This is a genomic window from Nocardia sp. NPDC055050 (assembly GCF_053608345.1).
Genome location: NZ_JBSGVG010000014.1, coordinates 177,946 through 201,779 on the forward strand (window position 1 = coordinate 177,946; position 23,834 = coordinate 201,779).

22 protein-coding genes and 1 riboswitch are annotated in these 23,834 nt (G+C 68.0%); of the genes, 10 read left to right on the forward strand and 12 right to left on the reverse strand.

The genetic code is table 11. The features are described 5' to 3' along the window. Positions 1–36: 36 nt before the first annotated feature. Both ACWGCN_RS17630 and ACWGCN_RS17635 read right to left on the reverse strand, forming a co-directional pair. Positions 37–672 carry an MspA family porin gene (locus ACWGCN_RS17630; RefSeq protein ID WP_378991893.1) on the reverse strand — a complete coding sequence of 212 codons (636 nt, stop codon included), beginning with the start codon at positions 670–672 and terminating at the stop codon, positions 37–39. A 190-nt stretch (positions 673–862) separates the two neighbouring features. Further along, positions 863–1,975, reverse strand: coding sequence for a class I SAM-dependent methyltransferase (locus tag ACWGCN_RS17635; protein WP_452458146.1), 1,113 nt, complete (start codon positions 1,973–1,975; stop codon positions 863–865). A 14-nt stretch (positions 1,976–1,989) separates the two neighbouring features. Between ACWGCN_RS17635 and ACWGCN_RS17640 the strand changes: the two genes are divergently transcribed. Next, positions 1,990–2,553 (forward strand): dTDP-4-dehydrorhamnose 3,5-epimerase family protein, encoded by a 564-nt coding sequence (locus tag ACWGCN_RS17640; protein WP_378991895.1) that lies wholly within the window; start codon positions 1,990–1,992, stop codon positions 2,551–2,553. Here the strand turns inward: ACWGCN_RS17640 and ACWGCN_RS17645 are convergent. The 4 genes from ACWGCN_RS17645 to ACWGCN_RS17660 are packed head-to-tail and all read right to left on the reverse strand — an operon-like array spanning position 2,531 to position 6,265. Further along, positions 2,531–3,565, reverse strand: a complete 1,035-nt coding sequence (locus tag ACWGCN_RS17645) for an NAD-dependent epimerase/dehydratase family protein (RefSeq protein ID WP_387447465.1) — start codon at positions 3,563–3,565, stop codon at positions 2,531–2,533. The genes ACWGCN_RS17640 and ACWGCN_RS17645 overlap by 23 nt on opposite strands. 2 nt (positions 3,566–3,567) lie before the next feature. Next, a complete protein-coding gene (locus ACWGCN_RS17650) occupies positions 3,568–4,218 on the reverse strand; it encodes a PIG-L deacetylase family protein (RefSeq protein WP_379312907.1) in 651 nt (216 codons plus the stop codon). Further along, complete coding sequence (locus tag ACWGCN_RS17655) at positions 4,215–4,991, reverse strand: glycosyltransferase family protein (RefSeq protein WP_379312903.1); 777 nt, start codon at positions 4,989–4,991, stop codon at positions 4,215–4,217. Before ACWGCN_RS17655 ends, ACWGCN_RS17650 begins: the two co-directional genes overlap by 4 nt. 14 nt (positions 4,992–5,005) lie before the next feature. Continuing rightward, positions 5,006–6,265 (reverse strand): methyltransferase domain-containing protein, encoded by a 1,260-nt coding sequence (locus ACWGCN_RS17660; RefSeq protein WP_379312904.1) that lies wholly within the window; start codon positions 6,263–6,265, stop codon positions 5,006–5,008. Positions 6,266–6,752: 487 nt separating this feature from the next. Here ACWGCN_RS17660 and ACWGCN_RS17665 point away from each other — a divergent pair, with 487 nt between their 5' ends. Continuing rightward, on the forward strand, positions 6,753–8,252 hold the full coding sequence (locus ACWGCN_RS17665; protein ID WP_387447406.1) for a sugar transferase: 1,500 nt from the start codon (positions 6,753–6,755) through the stop codon (positions 8,250–8,252). A 60-nt stretch (positions 8,253–8,312) separates the two neighbouring features. On the opposite strand, the gene ACWGCN_RS17670 is transcribed toward ACWGCN_RS17665, so the two are convergent. Genes ACWGCN_RS17670 through ACWGCN_RS17680 form a run of 3 tightly spaced genes read right to left on the reverse strand, consistent with a single transcriptional unit; the run spans position 8,313 to position 11,494 of the window. Then, positions 8,313–9,944: an ABC transporter permease gene (locus ACWGCN_RS17670; protein ID WP_449961308.1), complete on the reverse strand. Its 1,632-nt coding sequence runs from the start codon at positions 9,942–9,944 to the stop codon at positions 8,313–8,315. Further along, complete coding sequence (locus ACWGCN_RS17675; RefSeq protein WP_378991900.1) at positions 9,941–10,870, reverse strand: ABC transporter ATP-binding protein; 930 nt, start codon at positions 10,868–10,870, stop codon at positions 9,941–9,943. Before ACWGCN_RS17675 ends, ACWGCN_RS17670 begins: the two co-directional genes overlap by 4 nt. Positions 10,871–10,873: 3 nt before the next feature. Next, positions 10,874–11,494, reverse strand: coding sequence for a TetR/AcrR family transcriptional regulator (locus ACWGCN_RS17680; protein WP_379314630.1), 621 nt, complete (start codon positions 11,492–11,494; stop codon positions 10,874–10,876). A 101-nt stretch (positions 11,495–11,595) separates the two neighbouring features. On the opposite strand from ACWGCN_RS17680, the gene ACWGCN_RS17685 reads away from it, so the two are divergent. Beyond that, complete coding sequence (locus ACWGCN_RS17685; protein ID WP_452458147.1) at positions 11,596–13,527, forward strand: acyl-CoA dehydrogenase family protein; 1,932 nt, start codon at positions 11,596–11,598, stop codon at positions 13,525–13,527. Here ACWGCN_RS17685 and ACWGCN_RS17690 read toward each other — a convergent pair. The 3 genes from ACWGCN_RS17690 to ACWGCN_RS17700 all read right to left on the reverse strand — a co-directional run bounded on the left by ACWGCN_RS17690 (position 13,524) and on the right by ACWGCN_RS17700 (position 16,491). After that, complete coding sequence (locus tag ACWGCN_RS17690; protein ID WP_452458148.1) at positions 13,524–14,120, reverse strand: phosphatase PAP2 family protein; 597 nt, start codon at positions 14,118–14,120, stop codon at positions 13,524–13,526. The two genes, ACWGCN_RS17685 and ACWGCN_RS17690, sit on opposite strands and share 4 nt — an antisense overlap. 31 nt (positions 14,121–14,151) lie before the next feature. Further along, complete coding sequence (locus ACWGCN_RS17695) at positions 14,152–15,030, reverse strand: nuclease-related domain-containing protein (RefSeq protein WP_378991908.1); 879 nt, start codon at positions 15,028–15,030, stop codon at positions 14,152–14,154. A gap of 63 nt (positions 15,031–15,093) precedes the next feature. Beyond that, positions 15,094–16,491 (reverse strand): DUF2252 domain-containing protein, encoded by a 1,398-nt coding sequence (locus ACWGCN_RS17700; RefSeq protein ID WP_449961321.1) that lies wholly within the window; start codon positions 16,489–16,491, stop codon positions 15,094–15,096. A gap of 121 nt (positions 16,492–16,612) precedes the next feature. Here ACWGCN_RS17700 and ACWGCN_RS17705 point away from each other — a divergent pair, with 121 nt between their 5' ends. The 7 genes from ACWGCN_RS17705 (at position 16,613) to gcvP (ending at position 23,803) form a co-directional block, all read left to right on the forward strand. Continuing rightward, entirely contained in the window at positions 16,613–17,248 is a 636-nt protein-coding gene (locus ACWGCN_RS17705) for a CDP-alcohol phosphatidyltransferase family protein (protein WP_378631208.1), read from the forward strand. Between the two features lie 27 nt (positions 17,249–17,275). Then, on the forward strand, positions 17,276–17,689 hold the full coding sequence (gene gcvH / locus ACWGCN_RS17710) for a glycine cleavage system protein GcvH (RefSeq protein WP_452458149.1): 414 nt from the start codon (positions 17,276–17,278) through the stop codon (positions 17,687–17,689). A gap of 177 nt (positions 17,690–17,866) precedes the next feature. Then, a complete protein-coding gene (gene odhI / locus ACWGCN_RS17715; RefSeq protein WP_101462719.1) occupies positions 17,867–18,352 on the forward strand; it encodes an oxoglutarate dehydrogenase inhibitor Odhl in 486 nt (161 codons plus the stop codon). 70 nt (positions 18,353–18,422) lie between these two features. After that, entirely contained in the window at positions 18,423–19,211 is a 789-nt protein-coding gene (ftsR, locus tag ACWGCN_RS17720; RefSeq protein WP_452529054.1) for a transcriptional regulator FtsR, read from the forward strand. A 159-nt stretch (positions 19,212–19,370) separates the two neighbouring features. After that, a complete protein-coding gene (locus ACWGCN_RS17725) occupies positions 19,371–19,844 on the forward strand; it encodes a bifunctional nuclease family protein (protein ID WP_067446263.1) in 474 nt (157 codons plus the stop codon). A 158-nt stretch (positions 19,845–20,002) separates the two neighbouring features. Beyond that, positions 20,003–20,560, forward strand: a complete 558-nt coding sequence (locus ACWGCN_RS17730; RefSeq protein ID WP_131816826.1) for a MerR family transcriptional regulator — start codon at positions 20,003–20,005, stop codon at positions 20,558–20,560. 168 nt (positions 20,561–20,728) lie between these two features. Beyond that, positions 20,729–20,828: riboswitch (glycine riboswitch) on the forward strand. A 164-nt stretch (positions 20,829–20,992) separates the two neighbouring features. Next, positions 20,993–23,803 carry an aminomethyl-transferring glycine dehydrogenase gene (gcvP, locus tag ACWGCN_RS17735; protein WP_452460447.1) on the forward strand — a complete coding sequence of 937 codons (2,811 nt, stop codon included), beginning with the start codon at positions 20,993–20,995 and terminating at the stop codon, positions 23,801–23,803. The last annotated feature ends 31 nt before the right edge of the window (positions 23,804–23,834 follow it).

Here is a 23,834-nt window from a genome sequence, read left to right on the forward strand (position 1 = left end):
CGAGTGAGTTCGCTCGCCGGGTCCATCGGGTCGTGATCAGATCGAGAAGGTCTTGCCGTAGGTGACGACGGTGTCGCCGGACGAGCCGACGATCCGCACGAATGGGCGGACATTGGTCTGGCCGAGCACACCGGTGACAGTGCCGTGGAAACCCGAAAGACGCAGTACACCTTCGGCTCCGGCGATATCACCGCCCGCGACCTCGACCTCCTGGATGCCGGGGCCGAAGCCGGCGGCGAGTTCGATGCCCGCGCGCGGGATGAGGCCGTCGAGCTTCACGGTGGGGCCGTCGGCGCCGACCTCGAGGCCGAGGCTCGGGGTGGACCACTCGAACTTGATCCTGCCGTCGAGGGTGGCGGGGTAGCCGACCTGATAGCCGAGCGTGATGCGACCGGACCAGGTCTCGGCGTCGGGGCCGGTGACCAGGTAGGAGGCCGCGCCGCTGTGGAACCATTCGCGGGTGAGCGGATTGCCGTCCAGTGGTGCGACGAAGTCGATCCGGGTGTCGGACTGGATCGCCTCGACGGTGCGGTTCTTGCCGTCGAGAACAGTACTGCTGCTGTCGATTCCGGCAGCAGCGGCGCCTGACCCCATGGCGAGACCGACAGCGATGGCCGATACCATCGCCGCGATCCGGAGCGCGCGTGGTGCGAGCACGGTGGTTCCCCTCATCAGAATTCTTCCCCTGGACACTCGCCCGTCGAACGCTGCGTTCGGCGCCGCATTTCCCCTTGCGACCCGGGCACCGGCCACCGCGACACTGCGGCGGTCCAGCGGTGACCCGAACTCGATCATGGTGCGGCGCTGGGCATTTCCGAGTATCCCACGTCCTGCGATCATGCGCCGATCGACATAAGGTCGGCTATCCCACAGTCTTGCCATGCCTGTCTCGGTTGCGTGGGCCCGCCGGATCGTCGATCATCCACCGCCCGTCGAGTTCGGGCAGTGCGGCGCTCACCTCGGCGAGCAGGTCCGGCAGCGTCAGCAGCACGACGTCGGGCTCGGCGGCGACCAGTTCGGCGGGGGAGATGATGGGCACATCGGTGCCGGGCATCCGGCAGCCCTGCTTTCCCGGAGCGGCGTCGGCGACACCGGCGAGCAGGCCGCGGTGCGCGCCCGCCATGCTCAGCAGCGCCACCGCGCGCGACGCGGCGCCGTAGGCATAGACCCGACGGCCCTGCGTGGCACCGGCGTCCAGCCAATCGCGCAGGGCGCGGACGTGACGGTCGACCGTCTGCTGCAACTCGGCGGCCGCGCTCAGTGCGTCGGCTTCGGCGACGAGAAGGCTGTCGATGGTGGCGTCGGGGGTGTGATCGCCGTGGCGAACGGCCAGGAGCACCGTGCCGCCGTAGAGGTCGAACTCCCACGCGGTGACCACGCTCATCCCCGCCGCCCGCAACAGGGTGCGCAGAGCGGCCAGTGAGTAGTACGCGAAGTGCCCGTGCCGCAACGCGTTCCATTGTCCCTGCGTGACGATGGTGGCCAGTGAGTGGTATTGAACGAGCAGCACCCCGTCGGGCGCTGTCGCCGCGGCCCGTGCCGCGAAGGCCGCGCGCTGATCGGGTTCGTGCATGATCCCGAAGCAGTCGAGCACCACATCGGCCGGTTCCCCGGTGTTCTCGGTGAAGCCGTGCTCGGCGAGCAGGGGCAGCCAGGTGCCGCCGTGCGGGCTACCGAATTCGGTGACCGTCGATCCGCGCAGCAGCCCGGCGGTGTGCACCAGACGCACCGCCTCGGCGGCCTGGTCGCGCAGGGCCAGCGGCTCGATACCGCGGGGCTCTGCGGTGACAGTGTCGTCGTCGGCCAGCTGAGCCAGCCCGCATGCCGCGCACCGGTCCATCCGCAGGGGGTGGCCGGATTCGGTGGCGGCGACCGGAGCGTCACGTGGCGGAAAGTGATCCGCCGCCGGGACCGCGCCGAGATCGAGGACGGGAACGAGCGCGGTCTTCGCGCAGCCGCGGCATCGGTGGGTCATGGGAGTATGGCCTCGTGCGTATCGAGCGGACCGAATTGGCCGACGTAGTGGTACTCGTTCCCGAACCGTTCCGGGACGAGCGGGGGTTGTTCACCCGTACCTTCGACGCGGGCGAGTTCGACGCCCATCTCGGGGTACCGGGTGCGGCGGCGGCCTTCGTGCAGGATTCGCAGTCGCGGTCGGTGCGCGGGGTGATCCGTGGCATGCACGGGCGCGGCGGGCGCGGTGAGGCCAAGCTGGTGCGGTGCGCGCACGGCGCCGTGCACGACGTGCTCGTCGACATTCGTCCCGGTTCGCCGACTTTCGGTGCGCGCCAGGCGTTTCGGCTCGACGACGAGCAGTTCCATCACCTCTATGTGCCGCCGGGTTTCCTGCACGGGTTCCAAGCGCTCACCGAGATCGCCGACGTCTGCTACCGCATCGACCGTCCGCACGATCCCGCCGAGGACCTCGGGGTCGCCTATGACGACCCCGAACTGGCCATCGCATGGCCGTTGCCCGTCGGCCCGGTCTCCGCACGTGACGCGCGGGCCGGGACCTGGGCCGCGCTGCTGGCTACGCTGACGCCGGCGCACTGATCCGGCGCAGCTGTGCGTCGAGCACCCCGGAGTCGCACAGGCCCTGCAGGTGCGGCAGCCGGGTGTACCGGCGGAAGAACGCGTCGGCGGTGAGTCCGCGCGCGGTGTACTCGGTGTAGAGCTCGGCCGCGCCCGCGGGAACCGTCCACTGCGCCTCGAAGCCGAGAACCGCACGCGCGTAGGAGAAGTCGACCCGGTAGGACCGTGGGTCGGCGCCGTTCTCGCCGGTGATCAGCAGCCGGGATCCGGGGACCGCGTCGACCACCGAGGCGGCGATCTCGGCGACGGTGAGGTTGTTGACCTCGGTGCCGATGTTGAACGCCCGGCACGAGATGTCGGCGGCGGGCGCGGTGAGGCAGGTGGCGAACGCGGCGGCGATGTCGGCGGCGTGCACCAGGGGCCGCCACGGGGTGCCGTCGGAGAGCACCTTCACCTCGCCGGTGAGCACCGCGTAGCCGACCAGATTGTTGAGCACGATGTCGGCCCGCAACCGCGGCGAGAAGCCGAAAGCGGTGGCGTTGCGCAGGAATACCGGAACGAAGTTGTCGTCGGCCAGCGCGGCCACATCGTCTTCGACGCGGACTTTGCTCTCGGCGTAGGGGGTGATCGGGCGCAGCGGGGCGTCCTCGGTGACGAGGTCGGCTCCGGCGGCGCCGTAGACCGAGCAGGTAGACGCGTAGAGGAACCGCGACACCCCGGCCTCCTTGGCGAGGCGGGCCAGTCGCACCGACGCGTGATGGTTGATGTCGTAGGTGATCTCCGGCGCCAGGGCGCCCAGGGGATCGTTCGACAACGCCGCGAGGTGGATCACCGCGTCGAAACCGCGCAGCTGCTCGACGCTCACCTCGCGCAGGTCCACCGCCGACCCGTCGGGGTCACCGGCGAATTCGCCGAGCAGGCAGTCGGCGAAGTAGCCGATGTCCAGGCCGGTGACCTGGTGGCCCGCCGCCCGCAGCACCGGCACCATCACGGTGCCGAGATAGCCCTGGTGCCCGGTGACCAGTACCCGCATGTTCACGTCTGTTCCCATCTGATGATCGCTTTGTCGAGCACGAACGCCTCGGCATACGGTGCGTGGCACTGCACGCCACGCATCCGGGCGAGTCCGAGGAAGGCCTGTTCGTCGAACCAGTCGCGGCCCGTCTGCGACGGATAGTGTTCGTGCAGCAGACGCGACTTCTGCTGTACGAGTGCGTGACTCAGTGGGTGGTAGAGGGTGGGAGTCGGACTGTCGGTCTCCCATTTGAGGATTTCGTAACCCAGGGTCAGGTGATCACGGAACTCGGTGGGCACCAGTTCGGCGAGCAGCCGGTGGTCCTGGTGGGCATCGCCACGATGCGGCGCGAACACCACCTCGGGTTCACCGCCACGACGAAAGACCGCCAGTGCGTCCTTGATCCGATCCCAGTGCGCGGGCGCGCGGCCGTCGGGCACATCGAGGACGTGCAGTTCCGGCTTGTTGCCCGAGCATAACGCGGTGAGCGCCGCCCGCTCCTCGTCCTCACGTGCGGTGCCGCCACCGGAGAGGACGAGCGCGCGTACCTCGACCTCGGGATCGGCGCCGGTGAGCGCGAGAAGCGTTGCCCCCATCCCGATCGCGATGTCGTCGCAGTGCGCGCCGAGCACCGCGATCCGGCGCGGCGGGGTGGTGAACAGCCCGATCACGGCCGGTCCCACACCATCCACGGCCGGGTGCCGTTGCGGTAGGCGTCGTCGAGTTCGGCGCGTTCCTTGAAGGTGTCGGCCGGTTTCCAGAAACCCATGTGCTGATACCCGAAGAGCCTGCCCTGCCCGGCGAGCGCGCCGCACGCGTCGGCCACCAGATCGCCGCCAGGGGGCAGCAGATCGAAGATCTCCTGGCTGAGCACGAAATATCCGCCGTTCTCCCACAGCGGCATCTGCGCCACCGGCACGATGTCCTTCACCTCACCGGTCGGCGAGATGTCCACACAGTGGAACGAGGACTGCGGCGGCACCACCATCATCGACGCGGCCGCACCCGAGGCATGGAAACGCTCGATCATGGTGTCCAGCGGTGCGTCGGTGAGGACGTCGGCGTAGTTGGCCAGGAAGTATTCGTCGCCGTCGAGGTGCTCGCGCACGCGGCGCAGTCGCTCCCCGATCGCGGATTCGACGCCGGTGTCGACGAAGGTGATCGTCCAGTCGCTGATGTCGCTGCCCAGCAGCTCCACGTCACCGTTGCGGATCACGAAGTCGTTGGACGCCGACTCCTGGTAGGTGAGAAAGAAGTTCTTGATGTGCTCGGCGCCGTAACCGAGACACAGCACGAACTCTGTGTGTCCGTAGTGCGCGTAATAGCGCATCACGTGCCACAGCAACGGGCGCGGCCCGACCAGCTGCATCGGCTTGGGGACGACGTCGTCGGATCCGCCGCGCATGCGCATGCCGTATCCGCCACAGAACAATACGACCTTCATCGGTTCGTTCACCTTCATTCGGAGAGTGCGCCGGCCGCGACCGGTTCGCCCGCCATGGCGGCGCGATGCAGCACCGGCAGGGGGTAGATCAGTTCGCCACCCCATTCGCCGACGTGGCTGAGTTGAGCGGTGATCTCGGTTTCGAGATTCCACGGCAGGACCAGCACCACATCGGGCTTGTCCGCGTCGATGCGTTCCGGCGGATGGATCGGAATCCGGGTGCCGGGGGTGTAGCGGCCGTGCTTGTAGGGGTTGCGGTCCACGGTGTACTCGAGCAGGTCGGGCCGGATGCCGCAGTAGTTGAGCAGCGTGTTGCCCTTGCCCGGCGCGCCGTAGCCGACCACCCGCTTACCCGCAGCGCGGCAGTCGAGCAGGAAACGCAGCAGCTCGTGGCGAACCGATTCGGCACGGGCACCCAGCGCGGCGTAGCCGGCGGGTTCGTGCAGCCCCGCCGCACGCTCGAGGTCGAGGACCTCGGCGACCCGGGCGGTGGGTTCGGCGACCGCGTCGGGGCGTGCCCACAGCCGGATCGAGCCACCGTGGGTGTCCAGCAGTTCCACGTCGACGACGGTCAGGCCGGCGATCGCCAGCGCGCGCTGCGCCGAATGGACGGTGTAGTACTGGAAGTGCTCGTGGTAGATGGTGTCGAACTGGCCGAGCTGGACCAGGTTCAGCGCGTGGTGCACTTCGATGCTGCACCAGCCGTCGTCGCTGAGCAGGGTACGCAGCGCGTGGGTGAACCCGCGCAGGTCGGGTACGTGGGCGTAGACGTTGTTGGCGACCACCAGGTCGGCCGGTCCGTGCTCGGCGCGGATCCGTGCGGCCGAATCCTGCTCCAGGAACGCGGTGTCCGTCGGTACGCCGACCGCGCGGGCCGCGCGTCCGACATTGACCGAGGGCTCGATGCCCAGACAGCGGATGCCGCGCGCGACCGCGTGTCGCAGCAGGTAGCCGTCGTTGCTCGCCACCTCGACGACGAACGAATCGCCGCCGAGGCCGAGTCGTTCGGCGGTCGCGGTGACGAACTGCTCGGCGTGGCGGACCCAGCTGTCGGAGAACGAGGAGAAGTACGCGTACTCGGTGAAGGTGTCCTCGGGGGTGATCAGCGCCGGGATCTGTAACAGCAGGCAGTCCTCGCACAACCGCAGGTGCAGCGGATACGTCGATTCGGGCAGGTCGAGTTCGGCGGCGGACAGAAAGCTCTCGCACGGTGGGGTGGCGCCCAGGTCGAGCACGCTCGTGAGCCGTTCGGAGTCACAGAGTCGACATTGCACGTGGAGCCCCCACCTTCATACCTGTTCACCCGAGCTGTCGCGGCTCATGCCGGTCATGCCGGAAGTCGGATCAGTGGGCACAGACGTTACAGCGCGGCGGGCAGAAAGAGTGCCCCGAAACATTCGGGCGGAAACAGATTCATGGTAATTTTCGGAGTTATACCAGGCCGATCCGGCACCGGCTAACTGTCGGCGAGGACGACCATTCCTCCTCTGTTTGTGATGGCGATCACTTGTGAAAGTGATTGTCCTGCATTCATATCGAAAGGCAATAGCGGTTCGGTGATAGCTGTCCGATTGCGCTGTGAAGTGGCTAACTACTGGAATCCCTTGTGGCGGTGAGTCTTCGGAAAGAACCCCTGCTGGTGGTCTGTAACAATCAGCAGGCGGGTATCGAATCGACGGGAAGTAGGACGGCCGCAACGGCCGCATTCCGGTCGACGGGGATCGGGAAACGATTCGTCGCCCGAAGGGGAGGTGTGGGTTCATGAGCTACGAGCTCACCGGGAGTGGCGACGTCGATGTTGTCAACGGTGTCCAGGTGCTGCGCCGCACCCAACGCGAGAGTTGGCAGAGCGCACTGGTCCAGCGGTTGGCGGTGACCGATGTGATCGCGGTGTTCGGTGCGGTCGCGGCGGCACAGGTCATCCGCTTCGGCGGTCCCGCCGCGCCGCCGCTGGCGTGGCCGCTGCCCTACGAGGTCGGCTACTCCGTGGTGTCGCTGGCGTTGGCCGCCGGGTGGCTGGCGTTGCTGCACGGCTACGGCAGCCGCACCCCGCAGGTGGTCGGCACCGGGACCGAGGAGTTCCGCAGGCTGGTGTCGGCGACCCTGCGGCTGTTCGGTGTGCTCGCGATCCTCGCGCTGCTGTTCCGGGTGGAGGTCGCGCGCGGCTATCTCGCCATCGCGTTGCCCGCCGGGCTGTTCGCGCTGGTCGTGGGGCGATTGGCGTGGCGATGGCGGTTGCGGCGGTGGCGCGCGCAAGGGCGGTGCCACATCGCGGTGCTGGTCGTGGGTTCGCCGGAGGCCGCGCAGGCGATGGCGTCGGCGTTCACCGGCGATCCCGGCTCCGGCTATCGCGTGGTCGGTGTCTGCGTGCCCGCGGGATCGGTGAGCGCGCAGTTCGATACGTCCGACGGGCCGTCGGTGCTCGGCGACGATCGCTCGGTGCTGGAGGCGGTGCGCCGCAGTGGCGCCGACTCCGTGGCCGTGGCTGCGACCGACCATCTCGGACCCGCCGAGTTGCGGCGGATGGCATGGGCATTGGATCCTCTCGGCGTCGATCTGATCGTCGCGCCCGGCATCGCCGACATCGCGGGGGCGCGGCTGACCAACCGCCTCGTCGCGGGGATGCCGATGCTGCACATCGACCCGCCGCGCTACGGACGGGCGAAGTCGAGCCGCAAAGCGCTGTTCGATGTGTGTTTCGCCGCGACCGTGCTGGTGCTCGTCGCGCCGATGCTGGCCGCCATCGCGATCGCCGTGAAGATGACGAGTGCGGGGCCGGTGTTCTACCTGTCGGAGCGGATCGGGCGCGACGGTATTCCGTTCCGGATGATCAAGTTCCGCAGCATGCTCGTCGACGCCGACCACGCGGTGGAGGCGCTCATCGAGCGCCACGGTGGAAATCCGTTGTTCTTCAAGGTCAAAGACGATCCGCGGGTCACCGCCGTCGGCCGCTTCCTGCGCAAGTACAGCCTCGACGAGCTGCCCCAGTTCTTCAATGTGCTGCGCGGCGACATGAGCGTCGTCGGGCCACGGCCGCAGGTGCAACGTGAGGTCGACAGCTACGACGGGGAGATGCGGCGGCGGCTGCTGGTGAAGCCGGGCGTCACCGGGTTGTGGCAGGTCAGCGGACGGTCGGATCTGTCGCCGGAGGACTCGGTGCGCCTCGACCTGTCCTATGTCGAGAACTGGTCGATGGTGCTGGATCTGGCGTTGATCGCGCGCACCATCGGAGCGGTCACCCGCGGCGACGGCGCGTACTGAAACCGGGGTGGCGAGTCGACTCACCACCCCGGCTCGGCTACGCGGAGCGCGCGCTCCCGGTCAGCGCAGGTCGCGCCGGCGGAAGGCCATGAGCCCCACCGCGATCCCCGCCCCCGCGAGGGCGAGCAGGTAGCCGATCGGCACCATGTCGAACGCCGCACCCGGCAGCTTCGGCGGGTGGACGAAGGGCACCAGATCGAGGATCCACTGCGAGAAGCTGCCCAGCGAGCCCAGCACGAAGATCACGATCATCGCGCTCAGCACGCCCCACGCAAGTGCCGCGTACTTGGGCAGTGCGCCGAACAACAGCATCGCGATGGCGGTGACCACCCAGACCGCGGGCAGTTGTACCGCGACCGCGCCCAAGGACTCGCCGACCTTGCCGGGGAGATCGCCGTCTGTCGCGCCCCAGACAATGCCGATCGCCAGGCCCGCGGTCAGCAGTGCCACGGCGGGTCCGCCGATCGCGAACAGCAGGTGGCTCGACGCGTAGCGCACGCGGCTCACCGCGGCGGCCAGGACCGTCTCCGCGCGCCCGGAGTTCTCCTCCTCGTGCAATCGCAGCAGCGCCGACACGGAGTAGGCGGCGGCCGCGGCGGCCAGCATGGTGACGGCGTAGGCGATGAACGACTTCTCCAGATCGGCCGACCCGCCCATCGAGGTGACCACGTCCTGCAGGGTGCCGCTGTCGTCGAGCATGCCGCCGATGCTGTTGACCGCACCGCCGATGAGCAGACCGTAGAGGGCGAAACCGGTCGTCCAGGCGAGCAGCGAACCTCGCTGCAGCCGCCAGGCCAGACCCACCGGACCCGACAGCGCGGTGCCCGCGACGGCCGGTCCGGGGCGGTCGGCCAGCAATCCCGCGCCGATATCGCGTGTCCGCAGCAACCGATAGGCGAGCAGCGTCGCGCCGGTGGCGAGGGCAGCCATCGGTACGAGCACCCACCAGCGTTCGTCGGCGAACGGGCGGATCTGCAGGCACCACCCCAGCGGCGAAAACCAGGACAGCACACCGTTTCCCGCATCGCCGACCGCACGTACCGCGAACGCCGCGCCCAGTGCGCCCAGCGCGATGCCACGGGCAAGCCGCGCGCCGGTGCTGACCTGCGCGGCGACGGCGGCCACCGCACCCCAGACCACACCGGAGCCGGCGAGTGCGGCGCCGAAGGCGACCGACCCTCCGGCAGGCAGATCGGTGGCCATCAGTGAAGCGGCACAGACGATTCCGGCAACCGCCGAAGCACCGTAGGTGAGCAGGAGTGCTCCGGTGAGGCCGGCGAAGCGGCCGATGCTGGTGGCGCCGACCAGTTCCGCGCGCCCGGTCTCCTCCTCGACCCTGGTGTGGCGGATGACCGTGAGTACCGCGGCGATCGCGATCATCGCGTACATCGCCCCGGCCTTCCAGGTGCCGATGGAACCGAGTGCCGAGCTGAAAACGGGTCCGTACATGGCGATCAGCGCGGGGCTGGCCGCCGTGGTCGCCGCGAAGTGGTCGAGTTGTTCTCCGGTGGTGTAGATGTCCTTGATCGACACGATCTGCAGCGCGGGCATCAGCCCGATCAGCAGCGACCACAGCGGCGCGACCACCCGGTCGCGGCGCAGATACAGGCGCAGCATCTGGCCGGTGCCGGCGAATTCGCCTGCGGTGCGAGCAGTTCCGGCGAAACGGGGGAGAGCGGCTGTCGCAGTCATGCCCGCACCTTCTCCGCGGTCTCGGCGTCGTCGACGTGGTAGTGGCGAAGGAACAGATCCTCTAGCGTCGGTGGTGCGCTGGTCAGGCTACGGACCCCCGCGTCGCCGAGTACCCGGATCAGTGCGCCGAGGTGGTCGGCGTCGACCTGGCAGCGCAGGGTCGAACCGTCTCGTTCGACATCGCCGACCCCGGGCATCGTGCTCAGATCGCCGGGATCGCCGATCAGGTCGGCGGTGATGGCAGTGCGGCTCAGATGGCGCAGGTCGTTGAGCGAACCGGATTCGACGGTACGCCCGGCGCGGATGATGGTGACCCGGTCGCACAAGTGCTCGACCTCGGACAGGATGTGGCTCGACAGCAGCACCGTCGCGCCACGGGCGGCGGCATCGCGCACGCAGTCCTGGAAGACCTGCTCCATCAGCGGGTCCAGACCCGAGGTGGGCTCGTCGAGGATCAGCAGATCCGCGTTCGCCGAAAAGGCCGACACCAGTGCGACTTTCTGCCGGTTGCCCTTGGAATAGGTGCGCGCCTTCTTGGTGGGGTCGAGTTCGAAGCGTTCGATCAGCTCGCCGCGGCGTGACTCGTCCAGCCCGCCGCGCATGCGGGCGAGCAGGTCGATCGTCTCACCGCCCGACAGTGACGGCCACAGCGTGACATCGCCGGGGACATAGGCGATCCGGCGATGCAGGTCGACGGCATCGGTCCAGGGGTCTCGGCCGAAGACCGCGGCTTCGCCACCGGTCGCGCGCAGTACTCCGAGCAGGATTCGGATGGTGGTGGACTTGCCTGCGCCGTTGGGACCGAGGAAACCGTGGATTTCGCCGGTGCTGACGTGGAGGTCGAGTCCGTCGAGCGCGGTGAAGCGGCCGAACGTCTTTCGCAGGCCCGCGACATCGATGACCCGGTCGGTGGTGGGGGAGGGCATCGTCTACTCCTCGAAAAGGGTGTCGAGCATGGTGGAATCGGTGAGTAATCCTTGGGTGTAGAGCTCGAGCGCCGGGAAGGTGATCTCGTCGGACAGCTCACGAATCGCCTTGCGGTAATCGAGTTTTCCTTCGCGCTGCATGCGCATCTGGAGGTAGAGGTTCATCGCGCCGACATGGCAGAGCACGATGTAGCGAGCGCGGGCCGCGTGGTCGCGACTCGGCTTGGCCTTGCCCTCGTCGACGGCGGTCTGCATGTACTGCTCCGCGTCGGAGATCATGTGTTCGAGCAATGACTCCGACAGCGGGCCGCCTGCCTGGAAGCTGCGCAGTATGTAGGCCACCAGGGGTGCGTACATCTCGATCTCGGCCATCGCGTTCAAGATCCCCGCGGGACCGGGCGCCTGGATCGCGCGCAGCTTCTCGTCGCGGATGATCTCGAGCACACGATCGTCGCAGACCGCGCGCAGGCCGTCCTTGGAGCCGAAGTGATGGTTCACCAGCCCGGGTGACACCCCGGCTGCGGCGGCGATGGCCCGTACGCCGACGCCGAAGCCCTGCTCACCGAACAATTCGATCGCGGCATCGCGAATCCTGGCGGCGGTGGTGAGATCGGCTGAACGCATGTTCAATATGCTAAACGCGTGTTCAATCCGTTGGCAAGACTTTCACCCGATCCGAGTTTCGGGCCTGGGTGACCCATCGTGTGCGGGCTAATGTCGAAGCCATGGCTACCGGCACATCGACGACGGCAGAACATCTCCGCGCAGCGCTGGACGGACCGTGGCGCACGGTCAGGGAGCAGGCGCGCACCCAGCTCGCCGGTGCGGGATTCACCGACGATCCCGAACTCGACATCCACGCGGCGAGAGCTCGCGTGCTCGACCAGATGCGGGTCATCGCGACCATGGGCTACCCCGAGCGCGGGTTCCGGCCCGAGAACGGCGGCACCGGTGATCCCGGCGGCGCGGTCGTCGGGCTGGAGATGCTCGCCTACACCGACCTGTCGCTGTGGGTGAAATCCGGCGTGCAGTGGGGACTGTTCGGTGGCGCGGTGGAGAACCTGGGCACCGAACGTCACCGTGACTTCATCAAGCGCCTGATCTCGCTCGATCTGCTCGGCTGTTTCGCGATGACCGAGTCGGGCCATGGCAGCGATGTCGCCGATCTGGAGACCACGGCCACCTATGACCCGGCCACCCAGGAATTCGTCGTCAACACCCCGACCCCGTCGGCGCGTAAGGACTACATCGGTGGTGCCGCGGTGCACGCGCGGATGGCCGCGGTGTTCGCTCAGCTGATCGTCGGCGGCGAGAGCAAAGGGGTGCACTGCCTGCTGGTGCCGATCCGTGACGACCTCGGCGCGGACCTGCCCGGCGTGACCACCTACGACGACGGTATCAAGGGCGGCCTGCCCGGCGTCGACAACGGCCGGATCGTCTTCGACCAGGTGCGGATCCCCCGCGAGAACCTGCTCAATCGCTACGCCGATGTGTCCGCGGACGGTACCTACAGCTCGGAGATCGAGAACCCGAGCCGCCGTTTCTTCACCACCCTCGGCACGCTGGTGCGTGGCCGGGTCAGTGTGGGTGGCGCGGCCGCGGCGGGCGCGCGGGTGGCACTGAGTATCGCCGTCCGCTACGCGTTGGCACGCCGGCAGTTCGCCGACCCCGATACCGGTGAGGAGACCCTGCTGCTGGACTACCGCAGCCATCAGCGCAGGCTGCTGCCGCTGGTCGCGAAGTCGTTCGCGCTGGCCTTCGCCCAGAACGACCTCGTGCGCCGGATGGACGAGATCCAGCGCGGGGAAAACACCGAACCGAGCTCACAGCGGGCGCTGGAGAAGCGTGCCGCCGGTCTGAAGGTGGCTCAGACCCGCCATGCCACACGGGCGATTCAGGAATGCCGCGAAGCCTGCGGCGGCGCCGGCTATCTCACCGAGAACCGCCTGGTGACGCTGAAAGCCGATACCGATGTGTTCACCACCTTCGAAGGTGACAACGTCGTCTTGACCCAGCTCGTGGCGAAGGAGCTGCTCACCGCCTACTCCGACGAGGTCCGCGACCTCGACGCACTCGGCTGGGTGCGCTTCGCCGCCACCATGGCCGGTGACGTGGTGCGCAAACGCTCGGGCGTGCGGCAGCTGATCCAGACCCTGCGCGACCGCAACGACGAGTCCGTCGACGAAGGCGACCTGTCCAAACGCGACGTCCAGCTACAGCTGTTCGCCGACCGCGAGGACTACCTGCTGCGCACCGCCGCGCACCGGCTGCGCGCCCGCGCCGCCGACACCGGCCCGTTCGAGGCGTTCAACAATGCCCAGGACCACATCCTGGCCGCCGGCGCCGCGCACATCGACCGGCTCGTGCTCGAGGAATTCGTCGACGGCATCGCCACCATCGAGGACCCGGATGCCAAGGCGCTGGCCGAAACCGTCTGCGACCTTTTCGTTTACGCCTCGCTGGAGGAGAACCTGGCCTGGTACATCATGCACCGGTTCATGTCGGTGGAGCGGGCCAAGGCGGTGCGGCGCGGGGTGAACGAACTCGTCGACCGCCTGCGTCCGGACGCGCTGACCCTGGTGGAGGCGATGGGTGTGCCCGAGACGATGTTGCGCGCCGAAATGCTGCACGACGCCAGCGTTTTCGATCGTCGCTAGGCGGCGCGCCGGGCGTGTAGGGCATCGGAGATCCAGCACAGGCCGATCGCCATCGAGGCGGCCGCCGCCGCCCCACCGAGGACATCGGTGGGGTGGTGGTAGCCCAGCTCGGCCATCGCGGGGGTGATCGCGATCAGGGCGAGCACGGTGAGCGTCGCGACCGCGATCCGTGTCCGCAGGTCGGCCACCAGGCACGCGAAAGTTGTTGCGACAGCGACCATGTGGACGGTGTGCCCGCTCGGGTAGGCGAGATGGTCGTCCAGCTGCCGATCCCACAGTGGTTTCAGCAACCAGGTGTTGACCACCAACGCGACCTCGGGAACCACCAGCATGGTCACGGCCCGCCACCACTGCCGGTGGAGCGCGAAAAAAGCACACGCAGCCAGGAGCAGCGCCACGACCACCGGCGCGTTACTCGGCGTGACGAGTACCTGCGCGAGGCCGGCGGAGACGGTGTTGTCCGGCACCACCGAATCCAGCTCGGTCGGGCCGCCGTCCGCGGGGAACGTCAACGGCAGCGACGCGGTCAGCGCGGCACCGGCGCCGATCGCTGCCACCCGCACAGCGGAGGTACTACCGACACGGTCGATCACGAACGCGACGATAGCCGCCGTCCGGCGCCGCTCAGGCCGGACCGTAGGTGAGCACCGCCGTGACCAGGAACCACAGCACCCACACGATGGCCACGATCATGCCGAGAGCGAGGGTGATCCGCAGGAACGCCCGGCCGAAATCGAGATCGCCGCCGACCCGCGGATACAGCTTCCACGGGCTGTACCACGGCGCGACCATGCCCCGGGACTGCGCCTGGCGTTCGAGCTCGGCCTGTTGCTCGGCATAGGACTCCGCGGCAGCCTGGGTGGGCCCGCCGTGCCACAGCGTCACATCGATCGGGCCGAGGAAGCCCTCGTTGAGCAGATCCTGTGGCGCGGGCAGGAACGGCAGGATACCGAGGCCACGGAACGCGATGGCGACGTCGTTGGCCGTCCAGAGGTTGTGTTCCTTCTCGGCCAGCAACTCGAAATACATCTCGAGCCGTTGCGGGTCGTCGGTGACGATCACATCGAAGCTCGGGTCGCTCCAGCCCTGGTGCACGTCGATCTGGGCGCCGGGCATCGGCACGATCAGGCCGAGACCGTGCACCGCGCGCTGGCCCAGCCCGCGCGCGGCGAGATAGTCCTGCAGGGCGAAGGTGTGATCACGCGAACGTTCCAGCGGCGTCGATTTCTCCGCGCCCGCGAACTGGGCGAGTTCGCCGGAGACCATCCACGGACCGTTGAGCGGGATCTCGAGCACGCCGTCCTGCGGGGCGGTGAACGTCTCCGCCTCGATGATCACGCAACTGGTCGGAGTCCAGACCACCGCGTCGAACTGATGCAGCCGATCCTGGTGGAACAGGCTGCAGTTGATCGTGGCGACGCCGTGCGGGCTCGCCGGGTCCTTCCACGTGCGCAACCAGTCGATCAGTGCCGCCTCGGCATCGCTGCCTGCCGCATTCTGCACGCGCACGAGCATGGAGACCGCCCTTCGTTGTGCCGAGAACCGTTGGCGTACATCGTAGCTCGATCAATCCTGTTCGGCGGCGACCGTGCCCGCGTCCACGGCGGCGACGAGGTCGGCGTGATCGGCCTCGGTGCGGTCGGCGTAGCGCACCGCGAAGCGGGCCACCGAGTCCTCGAACCGCTCGTCGTCGTCATCGTCGGTTTCCAGATACCCCGCCAGCGCGCGCGGGTCGAGAGAGCGAGCGTGCGCGCGGGCCAGCAGGGCGCCGGCGAGGCGGCCGTAGTCGTCGAGATCGTCGGCGGACAGTTCCGCCGGGTCGATGCTGCCCTTGAGATTGCGGAACTGACGCACGATGAAGGGCAGCGACTCGTCGAGTTCGACGGTCGTCCAACCGAGCAGGATGTCGGTCTCGGACTGCACGGTCCGCGCGCCGACCACAATCCGTTCACCCTCGTGCCGGGGCTCGGTGGGCGGCAGGAACGGCGCGAGGGCGGATGGGCGCGCCTGCTTGACCTGCAACACCACCGCCTCGCCGTCGTTGCCGTGCAACAGCGCCACATAGCTGTGCAGGCCGACGCTGCCGGTGCCGACGATGCGGAATGCGACATCGGAGACCGCGAACCTGGCCAGCAGGTTGCGCCGGGATTCCCGGATGGTGCTCGCGTAGCGTTGCAGGCCGTCGATCACGGCTTCCGACACCGGCGTGTCGACCGCGGTCAGCACGGGTGGATCGCTGACGAAACGGTGTTTGCGGATGTCGGTCTCGTGGTCGTCGAGGTGCTCGGTCCACTTCGCCACCACCTTGGCGCTGGTGTTCTTGCGCGCCTTCTTCGCGGCCTTCTTGAAGTCGTCGAGCAGGTCTTCGGCTTTGGCGCTGGTGAGGATCGACTCGTCGGGCAACGCCGTCCAGGACTGCATGAACGGCATGTCGGCCAATTCGCCGACGGTATGACGGTAGGAACGGGCGGCATCGCGTGCCGCGCGCAGGCAATCGTCCTCGTCGACGCCGCTCTCGCGTCCCGCCAGCACGAGGCTTGCCGCCAGACGCTCCAGATCCCACTCCCACGGGCCCATGACCGTCTCGTCGAAATCATTGATATCCATCACGATCTCGCCACGTTGAGTGCCGTAGAGGCCGAAGTTGGCGGCGTGGGCGTCACCACAGATCTGGGCGGCCAGACCACTGTCCGGTCCGGCGGCGAGGTCGGCGGCCATCAGGCCCGCGGCGCCGCGGAAGAAGGTGAACGGCGAGGCGATCATCCGCCCGATCCGCAACGGGATCAGACGTTCGATCCGGCCACGGTTGCTGATGTCGATGAATTCGCGCACCGTCGGCCGATCGGGGCTCGCCGCGGCACGGTCACGCTCGGTGACAGGCACCCGCCGCCGGGCAGCCCGGCCACGCTCGCGGGCGTCCTCGGCGGAGACGTAGGAACGCAGATCAATACCACTGTCGGACACGATTGCCGAGGTTAGCCGGTTGCCGCGCGCCGGGCAGCGTGGCGCTCGGTACACAGCGGAGTTGACGGCGTTTCGGCGTGGCCGGATGGCGCCGGACGGGGTCGGTGCGGTAAGCAGGGGCGTGGCAACCGAATCAGGAACGCCGGGCACGCACGACACCGAAACCGGTGGCGTGTTCAGCGACCGCATCCTGACCGTGCCCAACGCGCTGAGCGTGGTGCGGTTGATCGGCATCCCCGTCTTCCTCTGGCTGCTGCTGGTCCGCCACGCCGACGGCTGGGCCTTCGCCTTGCTGATCGCCAGCGGCTTCACCGATTTCCTCGACGGCAAACTCGCCCGATTGCTCGATCAGTCCTCGCGTCTGGGAGCGCTGCTCGACCCGCTCGTCGATCGGCTCTATCTGGTGACGACCCTGGTGGCCTTCGTTGTGCGCGGCCTGCTGCCGTGGTGGCTGGCAGTGATCTTGATCGCACGCGATCTGGTACTCACCGCGACCCTTTCGGTGTACAAGCGGCGCGAACTACCCGCGCCGGAAGTGATCTACCTGGGCAAAGCGGCCACTTTCGCGCTGATGTCGGCGCTGCCGTGGATATTGACCGGGGAGATGGACTGGGCGGGGGCGAGTTTCGGGTGGGCCTTCGGCTGGGCCCTGCTGATCTGGGGCACGGCACTCTACGTCTGGACCGGGCTGCTCTACGCGGGGCTCGCGGTCGCGGTCGCGCGATCGATACCGCCTGTGCCGCACCGGGGGAGCTAGTCGATACTGTTGCGTGCAACGTCGACGATGAAAGGACGTCCAGTGACCCAGACCCCTGAGGAACTGCGCTACACCGAAGAGCACGAATGGGTGCGGCGGACCAGCCCCACGGCGGTCCGTGTCGGCATCACCGATTACGCCCAGTCACAGCTGGGTGACGTCGTGTTCGTCCAGCTGCCCGATGTCGACAAAGACGTGACCGTCGGCGACAGCATCGCCGAGGTCGAGTCGACCAAGAGCGTGTCCGACATCTACGCTCCGCTCACCGGCAAAGTCGTTGCGGTGAACGAGGATCTGGTCCAGACGCCGGAGACGCTCAACGAAGATCCCTACAACGAGGGTTGGCTGTTCGAGCTCGCGTTCGACGACGAGGCAACCCTCGATTCCGCCCTCGGTGAACTGCTGGATGCAGCGGGTTACCAAGGAGTTATCGGGGGCTGACTCAGCCTTCACAGTTCTCCCTGCACGGGCACGCCCCGGCAGGGTACGGTCAAAGCCAAGCGGATACGTCGGGGAATCGACGCCGGGATCTTTTCCTGGCGATGTGATCGCGCCGGTCGTGTCGCCGAATACAGCACCTGCTTGCATGGATAATCAGGTTCGAGGAGGAGAGAAACGGTGAGCGAGAACAGGGACCCGGGTTACGGGGAAACCGCGGCCGAGACGACGTCGGTCTTCCGCGCGGACTTCCTCAACGAGGTCGACGCGTCGCGCTCCGCAGAGCCGACCGGCGAACAGCCGGTTCAGGGCGTCGAGGGCCTGCCGGCCGGTGCGGCCCTCCTGGTGGTCAAGCGTGGCCCGAACGCGGGCTCGCGTTTCCTGCTGGATCAGCCGACCACTTCGGCCGGCCGCCATCCCGACAGTGACATTTTTCTGGATGACGTCACGGTCAGCCGTCGGCATGCCGAGTTCCGTCAGGACGACGACTCGTTCCAGGTCGTCGATGTGGGCAGCCTCAACGGCACCTACGTCAACCGGGAGCCGGTGGACTCCTCGGAGCTGCAGAACGGCGACGAGGTCCAGATCGGCAAGTTCCGGCTGGTCTTCCTGACCGGTCCGCGCACGCAGGCGAACGAGTCGGCGTCGGGCGCGGGGTCGCGATGACCCCAACGGTACTGGTGCCCGTAACGGGCACAGTGCTGTGACAGGGGCGGCGCAGTGGGCGCGCGGAGGGATGTCGATCGGCTCCGTACTCGACCTGCTGCGACCAGATTTTCCTGATATCACCATCTCCAAGATCCGGTTCCTCGAATCCGAGGGCCTGATCCGGCCGGAACGGACACCGTCGGGATACCGGCGGTTCTCGGTGGCCGACTACGAACGGCTGCGTTTCGTGCTGACCGCGCAACGCGATCAGTACCTGCCGTTGAAGGTGATCAAGGAGCAGTTGGAAGCGATCGACAGTGGTGCGGCGACGTTGGGCGTGCGTGAAGCGCGCGCCCGCGCGCACTCCCACCACGGCTCCGCGGAGGCCGGGCACGGTGTGTCCGGCTCCGCGGAGGCCGATACCGAGTCGACGAGCCCGGCCGCGCCGCGCCGCCTCGGCATCGTGACGGGCGCGATCACGCCCGAGGAATTGCGCGTCGACGTCGGCGTGCGGCTCACCAGGTCCGACCTGCTCGCCAAGGCCGACATCGACGACCGTTTCCTCGACGATCTGCTGCGCGCGGGACTCATCGTTCCCGGCGCGGGCGGATTCTTCGAGTCCGATGCGGTCACGCTGGCACACGCGGCGAAGGCGATGGCCGAATTCGGCCTGGAGGCTCGTCATCTGCGCGCCTTCAAACTCGCCGCCGATCGCGAGGCAGCGCTGATCGCGCAGATCGCCGCGCCGATCGCGAAGAGTCGCGATGCCGATGCGCGCGCTCGCGCCGAGGAGACCGTGCGCGAACTCGCGGCGCTGTCGCTGAACCTGCACGCCGCATTGGTCAAAGCCGCGGTGCGCACAGCCCTCGGCGGCTGACACACCCGGCCCGGTGATCAGGTATCGCCCCGGCTACACACCGATTTCGGCGCGAACGTCTTTCTTGCACGCCCCAGAATTCGCCTAGACTCGTTGATACGGCGAGCTGTGCAGCTGTCGTGCCGGCCGGCGGCCGAGTATGGGAGGCAGGACTTACTCATGAGCGAGATGCGTGTCATCGGCATCCGTGTCGAGCAGCCACAGAACCAGCCCGTGCTGCTGCTGCGGGAGGCTTCGGGGGAGCGGTATCTGCCGATCTGGATCGGGCAGGCCGAGGCCACCGCGATCGTGCTCGAGCAGGAGGGGGTCACGCCGATCCGTCCGCTCACTCACGATCTGATCAAGATTCTGATCACCGAGCTGGGACACACACTCAAGGAAGTGCGGATCGTGGATCTGCAGGAGGGCACCTTCTACGCGGATCTGGTCTTCGACGGCGATCTACGGGTCTCGGCGCGACCGTCGGACTCGGTGGCGATCGCCTTGCGCGTCGGGTGCCCGATCTACGCGGAAGAGCCGGTGCTCGCCGAGGCGGGCTTGGTGATGCCCGACGAACGCGAGGACGAGGTGGAGAAGTTCAAGGAGTTCCTGGAGTCGGTCTCACCCGACGACTTCAAGGCGACCGACAGCTGATCACGATCTTCTAAACCTTAAGTAGAGGTCCAGGGAATCGCGGCGTTTGGTGCTTGGTGTGACAACACCGCAGGTCCGACAATGGCAGGAGTAACCTCGAAAGTCGGGCAACATCCGTCGTGACTCCGACCCGAGAACGTCGGCAGAAGGAGCGATCAGTGGAAGAACAAACGCAGGATGTCGTACAGCCTGGCTTGTTCCCGGACGACTCGGTTCCGGACGATCTGGTCGGCTACCGGGTGCCGAGCGCGTGTCAGGTCGCCGGTATCACCTACCGTCAGCTCGACTACTGGGCCCGGACCGGGCTGGTCGTGCCGTCGATCCGTGGTGCGGCGGGATCGGGCAGCCAGCGGCTGTACTCGTTCAAGGACATCCTTGTCCTCAAGATCGTGAAGCGGCTGCTGGACGCGGGCATCTCTTTACAGAACATCCGGATCGCCGTCGATCACCTGCGCAGTCGTGGCGTGGGCGATCTGGCCGGGATCACCCTGTTCTCCGACGGCACCTCGGTGTACGAGTGCACCTCACCCGAGGAAGTCGTCGATTTACTGCAGGGCGGCCAGGGAGTCTTCGGGATCGCCGTCGGTGGCGCCATGCGTGAGCTGACCGGCGCGATCGCGGACTTCCCGGCAGAACGAGCCACCGCCATCACCGACCGCCCCGAAGACGAGCTCTCTTTTCGACGCAAGGTGAGGGAGAACCGGAAAACCGGTTAGTCGTGCCGACCGGCCGTCTCGTCTCCACTCGGCCGCGTTTGCCGCCCAGCCCCGCACCTGAGTCCGGCCCGAAGGCGCGGAGAGGCGCGACAGTGATCAGCACTACACCCCCGGCGGGCCCCTGGTGGCGCGACCGGGGGTTCGCTGCATCTAGAATCGGTGGTGCGTCGCCGCCGTGCGGGAGAGTCCTCGGTTCGTGAGAATCGGGGCGCCGAAGGAGCAGCACCTCCCCGTCAATCTCTCAGGCAACAGGGACCGCACGGTGATTCGACGCCTCTGGAAAGCGGTGGCATCCGGCTGCCCGCCCACGGGGAAAGGGGCACGGTCTTCCCGTTTCGGGGGCCGGGTTTCCGAATCTCTCAGGCGCACAGACAGAGGGGGAGGGCTGGTACCCGTCGACCATGAGGTCGACCCGCCCGACCTGGAGCTGCCGTGACCCGTTCGTTCGCCGACCGCCACATCGGACCCGATTCCGGCGAACTCGCCCGGATCCTCGCGACCATCGGCGTCGAGTCCCTCGACGCGCTCGCGACCACGGCGTTGCCCGCCACGATCCTCGACGAGTCCGGCCTCGGCGCGCTGCCCGCGCCCGCCTCCGAGCACGAGGTGCTCGAGGAACTGGCCACGCTGGCGCAGGCGAACACCGTCGCCACCTCGATGATCGGTCTGGGCTACTACGACACCCTCACCCCGCCGGTGCTGGTGCGCAATCTGCTCGAAAACCCCGCCTGGTACACCGCCTACACCCCGTACCAGCCCGAGATCAGCCAGGGCAGGCTCGAGGCGCTGCTCAACTTTCAGACCATGGTGTCGGATCTGACCGGTATGGACGTCGCCAACGCCTCCATGCTCGACGAGGCCACCGCCGCGGCCGAGGCGATGACGCTGCTGCGCCGTGCGGGCAAGTCCAAGTCGAACCGGCTGCTGATCGACGCCGATCTGTTCCCGCAGACCAAGACCATCATCGGCACCAGGGCCGAGCCGCTCGGCATCGAGATCATCGAGGCCGACCTGTCGACCGGGGAGCTGCCGGAGGGCGAGTTCTTCGGCGTGATCGTGCAGACCCCGGGCGCCTCGGGTCACCTCGTCGACTGGACCTCGCTGTTCACCGCCGCCCACGAGCGCGGCGCACTGGTCGCCGCCGGCGCCGATCTGCTCGCGATGACGTTGAGCACCCCGCCGGGTGAACAAGGTGCCGACGTGTGCTTCGGTACCACCCAGCGCTTCGGCGTGCCGATGGGCTTCGGCGGCCCGCATGCCGGTTACCTCGCCGTGCGCACCGCCTTCGCCCGCCAGTTGCCCGGTCGCCTGGTCGGCGTGTCCGTCGACGCCGACGGCGCGCCCGCATACCGTCTGGCGCTGCAGACCCGTGAGCAGCACATCCGCCGCGAGAAGGCCACCTCGAACATCTGTACCGCCCAGGTGCTGCTGGCGATCGTCGCCGCGATGTACGCGAGCTACCACGGTGCCGACGGCCTGCGCGCCATCGCGCGCCGCGTGCACCAGCACGCCGCTGCCGTCGCGACCGGCCTCGGTGGGGCCGTGGTGCACAGTGCCTTCTTCGACACCGTGCTCGCCCACGTGCCCGGCGGCGCGGAAGCGGTTGTCGCCAAGGCGAAGTCGAAGGGCATCAACCTGCGCCTGGTCGACGCCGACCACGTCGCCATCGCCTGCGACGAGGCCACCACCGACGCGCATGTCGCGGCCGTCGTCGAATCCTTCGGCACCGCACTGACTCCCGACGCGGGCGCGGGCGCCGAGCCCGCCGCGATCGAGACCCGCACCTCGGACTACCTGACCCACCCGGCGTTCACCCGCCACCACACCGAGACCGCCATGTTGCGCTACCTGCGCGCGCTCTCGGACAAGGACATCGCCTTGGACCGCAGCATGATTCCGCTCGGTTCGTGCACGATGAAGCTCAACGCGACCGCGGAGATGGAGCCCATCACCTGGCCCGGTTTCGCCCGCCTGCACCCCTTCGCGCCCACCGAGGACACCCCCGGCATCCGCACGCTGATCGCCGACCTCGAGCGGTGGCTGGCCGAGATCACCGGCTACGACGCGGTGAGCCTGCAGCCCAATGCGGGTAGTCAGGGCGAGTACGCGGGCCTGCTCGCGATCCGCCGCTACCACCTCGATCGCGGTGACGACCACCGCGACACCTGCCTCATCCCGTCCAGCGCGCACGGGACCAACGCCGCCTCGGCGGCCATGGTCGGCATGCGCGTCGAGGTGGTCAAGTGCCGTGCGAACGGTGACGTCGACCTCGACGACCTGCGTGCCAAGATCGCCGACCACGCCGACCGGCTGGCCTGCATCATGATCACCTACCCGTCCACCCACGGCGTCTACGAGCACGAGGTCGCCGAGTTGTGCGCGCTCGTGCACGATGCCGGCGGCCAGGTGTACGTCGACGGCGCGAACCTCAATGCCCTTGTCGGCCTTGCCCGTCCGGGCTGGTTCGGCGGCGACGTGAGCCACCTGAACCTGCACAAGACCTTCTGCATCCCGCACGGCGGCGGCGGACCCGGCGTCGGCCCGGTCGCGGTGGGTGCGCACCTGGCGCAGTACCTGCCCGGTGACCCGCTCGAAGCCGGTTCGCACGCGGTGTCGGCGGCGAACTACGGTTCCGCGTCGATCCTGCCGATCACCTGGGCCTACATCCGGATGATGGGCGCCGAGGGCCTGCGCGCGGCGACGCTGACCGCGATCGCGTCGGCCAACTACATCGCCCGCAGCCTCGACGCTCACTTCCCGGTGCTCTACACCGGCGAGAACGGCATGGTCGCCCACGAGTGCATCCTGGATCTGCGGGAGATCACCAAGCAGACCGGCGTCACCGTCGACGATGTGGCCAAGCGACTGGCCGACTACGGTTTCCACGCGCCGACCATGAGCTTCCCGGTCGCGGGCACGCTGATGGTGGAACCCACCGAGAGCGAGAACCTCGAGGAGATCGACGAGTTCATCGCCGCCATGATCGCCATCCGTGGTGAGATCGACCAGGTGGCGGCCGGGGTGTGGCCGGTGACCGACAACCCGCTGCGCGGTGCGCCGCACACCGCTGCCAGCCTGGTAGCCGAGTGGAACCACCCGTACAGCCGGGAGACCGCGGTGTACCCGCGCGGTATCGGCCATGCTCGTCCGAAGGTCTGGCCTTCTGTGCGACGCATCGACGGTGCGTTCGGTGACCGCAATCTGGTGTGCTCCTGCCCGCCGCTGGATGCCTACGAAGACTGACCGGTAGTCCTGACAACGGGCCCCGCCGACC

Coding starts and splice junctions, on each gene's coding strand:
- ftsR (WP_452529054.1), top strand. CDS start 18,423: ATGTCGATCGGCTCCGTACTCGACCTGCTGCGACCAGATTTTCCTGAT.
- ACWGCN_RS17665 (WP_387447406.1), top strand. CDS start 6,753: ATGAGCTACGAGCTCACCGGGAGTGGCGACGTCGATGTTGTCAACGGT.
- ACWGCN_RS17655 (WP_379312903.1), bottom strand. CDS start 4,991: ATGAAGGTCGTATTGTTCTGTGGCGGATACGGCATGCGCATGCGCGGC.
- ACWGCN_RS17680 (WP_379314630.1), bottom strand. CDS start 11,494: ATGCGTTCAGCCGATCTCACCACCGCCGCCAGGATTCGCGATGCCGCG.
- ACWGCN_RS17635 (WP_452458146.1), bottom strand. CDS start 1,975: ATGACCCACCGATGCCGCGGCTGCGCGAAGACCGCGCTCGTTCCCGTC.
- ACWGCN_RS17645 (WP_387447465.1), bottom strand. CDS start 3,565: ATGCGGGTACTGGTCACCGGGCACCAGGGCTATCTCGGCACCGTGATG.
- ACWGCN_RS17670 (WP_449961308.1), bottom strand. CDS start 9,944: ATGACTGCGACAGCCGCTCTCCCCCGTTTCGCCGGAACTGCTCGCACC.
- ACWGCN_RS17675 (WP_378991900.1), bottom strand. CDS start 10,870: ATGCCCTCCCCCACCACCGACCGGGTCATCGATGTCGCGGGCCTGCGA.
- ACWGCN_RS17685 (WP_452458147.1), top strand. CDS start 11,596: ATGGCTACCGGCACATCGACGACGGCAGAACATCTCCGCGCAGCGCTG.
- gcvH (WP_452458149.1), top strand. CDS start 17,276: ATGAAAGGACGTCCAGTGACCCAGACCCCTGAGGAACTGCGCTACACC.
- ACWGCN_RS17630 (WP_378991893.1), bottom strand. CDS start 672: ATGAGGGGAACCACCGTGCTCGCACCACGCGCGCTCCGGATCGCGGCG.
- ACWGCN_RS17725 (WP_067446263.1), top strand. CDS start 19,371: ATGAGCGAGATGCGTGTCATCGGCATCCGTGTCGAGCAGCCACAGAAC.